3 protein-coding genes are annotated in these 2,917 nt (G+C 43.9%); all 3 read left to right on the top strand.

What is annotated here, in order from left to right:
* Positions 1-26 precede the first annotated feature (26 nt).
* A complete protein-coding gene (locus IQ270_RS29495) occupies positions 27-1,424 on the top strand; it encodes an IS66 family transposase (RefSeq protein ID WP_193976658.1) in 1,398 nt (465 codons plus the stop codon).
* A 153-nt stretch (positions 1,425-1,577) separates the two neighbouring features.
* Positions 1,578-1,874, top strand: a complete 297-nt coding sequence (locus IQ270_RS29500) for a hypothetical protein (RefSeq protein ID WP_193976656.1) — start codon at positions 1,578-1,580, stop codon at positions 1,872-1,874.
* A gap of 137 nt (positions 1,875-2,011) precedes the next feature.
* On the top strand, positions 2,012-2,917 hold a 906-nt coding region (locus IQ270_RS29505), incomplete at its 3' end, for a DUF6753 family protein (RefSeq protein WP_193976657.1).

A 2,917-nucleotide genomic window follows, 5' to 3' on the forward strand; every position in this document is an offset into this window, starting at 1 on the left:
CCACCAGAGAGCAGAAAAAAAACGAAATAGAGCAGTTGAGCCAAGCTGAACTGGTGGAAATGGTGTTGGGGCTGCAAAAAATCATTGAAGAATTGCAAGAAAAACTAGCCATTGCGACGGGAAAAAGTCGAACCACCAGTCAGACTTCATCCAAACCTCCATCAACGGATCTGCTTCAAAAACCAGAGAAAGCAACAGTCAAAACCGAAGAAGACCAAAAAAAGAAACCAGGTGGACAACCAGGTCATCAAGGGAAAACCCGAAAAGGGTTTGGACGAGTAGACAGAACCGAAATTAGCACACCCAACATCTGTCAAAATTGTGGCAGTCAAGAATTAAGTCAAGTAATTAACATCCACAGACAGCAAGTAGCAACTCTAGTAGCGAAACCAATTGAAGTCGTCGAATATCAGACACAATCATGTAAATGCCTAGAATGTGGTGCAGTAGTCAGAGGAGAACCACCAAGCGGAATAGTTCCAGGACAAGACTTGAGTGTTAATCTCCAAGCACTATTAGTCTGGTTAGGGAATTATGGACATCTTTCCTACTCCAAGCTGACTGAATTATTGTGGGAACTCGGCACAATAGAAGTGGGAGTAGGAACACTCCAAAAAACCAATCAACGAGTAGCAGCAGCAGTCAAGCCAGCGATCAAAGCACTGTGGGAATGGGCCCCTCTCCAATCAAACGTTCATGTAGATGAAACACCCTGGTGTGTAATGGGAGTTAAAGAATGGTTATGGACAGCTAGTGGAGAAGGATTCTGTTTATTCCATGCCGCAGATACCAGAGGGCGTGTGGAACTAGAAACAATGCTGGGCACAGAATTTGCCGGAGTCTTAAGCTCAGATGATTTCAGCGTTTATAATGGTTGCCAAGTCATAGCCCAACAGAAGTGTCTAGCCCATTTACGACGGCATTTCAAGAAAGTGCTGGGACTTCCGGGCAACAATAATAACGCAGCAGTCGCTCAAGTATTTCTGTCATTAATAGATGAAGCTTTTATCGCCCATGAGTCTTGGCGAAAGACGAAGGAGCAACTCACCTACGACTCGTGGGCTCAGGATTTCAAAATACGATTAAATCAAGCTTTGGCGACTTGGTTGAACCAAGTTGGTTATGCCGCAGGTTTGTTACTCAAATCCTTACGAGATAAGGCAGAACAGTGGTGGTATTTTCTGAATGACCCCTCGGTTCCTCCGGATAATAATTTAGCAGAACGTTCTCTACGGCTAGCTGTAACTAAACGGAAAGTTTCTGGTGGCTCTCGTTCGATGAAGCGATTTGAGGAAACTGCTAATCTATTGAGCGTGATTCAAACCTGTCGTTTTCAAGCTCGTTCAGTAATGACTTTTTTCCGTGAGGCTATTTCTGCCCATTCTTGTGACTTTCCTCGGCCTGAGCTCATTCCCCTTTTTTAGACCTGAATCCTTACGTTTATTTGCGGTGGCACGACGGACAGCATTGAAATGTTTATTGACTCTTTCAACTACTTTGAAGGTAAGCTCAATCACATTTTTGTCCGTAATTTTGGAGTTTGCAAAGATTGGTCGCACGTACAAAGCCATAAGGAAATGAACAAGCTCATTAATAATTACCGAATTCCTGTCGTAGACTTGCCGGCGCTGAGTGCAAGAGAGCGCAAGTTTATTGATACGAAGCGGTTGTCATTTTCTCAAGCAATGAAACACTCTGAATTTTTCTTGATTAGTCAGCAGCGATTGCATACTTTTCTGGAAGACTGTTTCCGTCTCATAGAAGATGTAGGCTTGTTTAACAACGCACCCAATCGCCATAAAAAAGAAGTGATAGACCCCTACGAACTAAAAAACAATGAGGAAATGCAGACAGAGAATAAGCAACGAAATTAGCAACAGCTTGTAAACTCTCAGGAGGCTGTAATTTTAATAAAACAATACTCCCGACAGTTTTTGGAACGATACTACAAGCTTTATAGGCTAAGGATCATGAAAAAAAAGATTAGGATTTTGATTAAGTAGGAGGTTAAATGTCCGATCGACTTTTAGAAGAACTTTCCGAAGTTGACTCTGAAGAGTTTGGCGAGATATTGGAAACGCCAAGGGAAGAGGGCAGACTTAATAATACCAAAAATAACTCCATACAATCCGCTGAAAATTCGCAAACTTTGCCCGATTCTCCAGATACAGTGCCAGAAGAGGCAGTAGAAGAAAAGTTGAAATCAGATGGGAGTAAGCTAAATGAAGAGGAGTTTTGGGAACTCATAGAGGATGATTCGAGGGAAAGAGAAGCTCTGAACCAATCGCCTTTATCTGCCCCTCCCATGTACGAGAGAGATACTGAGTCACTAATCAGCCAGGTACTCAAGGGAAAAGACTCCAAATTTCGCTCTCACGTCATTCAGACAGCTTACCGATACGGCCTGAATAAAAATGACCCACTTTTTATCGTATTGCTGGCGACAGGTCAACTCGAACTGCTGCTGGAAAAAAAACCACAAGAGATTGACCAGTTTTTCAAGAATTGGCAATCTAAATGGCAAGGTGATTTGAAAGATTCTCAAGCTGTCATCTCTCAAGAATTGGAACAAGTTCGCCAGCTTACTGAAAATTGGGAAAAAGAAAGCAGGGAGTTTTTAGAACGGCAGGGAAAAGCGGCTGTTAAGGTGCAACATCGCCACATTTCTAACTCAGTTTACACCCTAGTGCGACAAGCAGCTTTAGAGAAAGTTGCTCACGATATTTGGTCGGTGATTTTTGGGAGCGGGGTAGTGTTAGGGGCGATGGCGATCGGCGCGTTTATCGGGTTAGCGGTGCCCCGGTTCATTCCACCACCTGAACTCGACCCAAAAGGGCCGCGCCAGCTCACTTTAGAACAAGCCGTAGCGCTCGAATGGGGGCTGAGCAAAGAGGGTCAGTTTGCTCGCAAGAACGCG

Origin of the sequence: Microcoleus sp. LEGE 07076 (genome assembly GCF_015207455.1) — a bacterium.
In the GTDB taxonomy this organism is placed as follows: Bacteria; Cyanobacteriota; Cyanobacteriia; order Cyanobacteriales; family Microcoleaceae; genus Microcoleus.

Bases quoted from the DNA above. Each gene is read 5' to 3' on its own strand.
- IQ270_RS29500 (WP_193976656.1), top strand. From the start codon at position 1,578: ATGAACAAGCTCATTAATAATTACCGAATTCCTGTCGTAGACTTGCCG.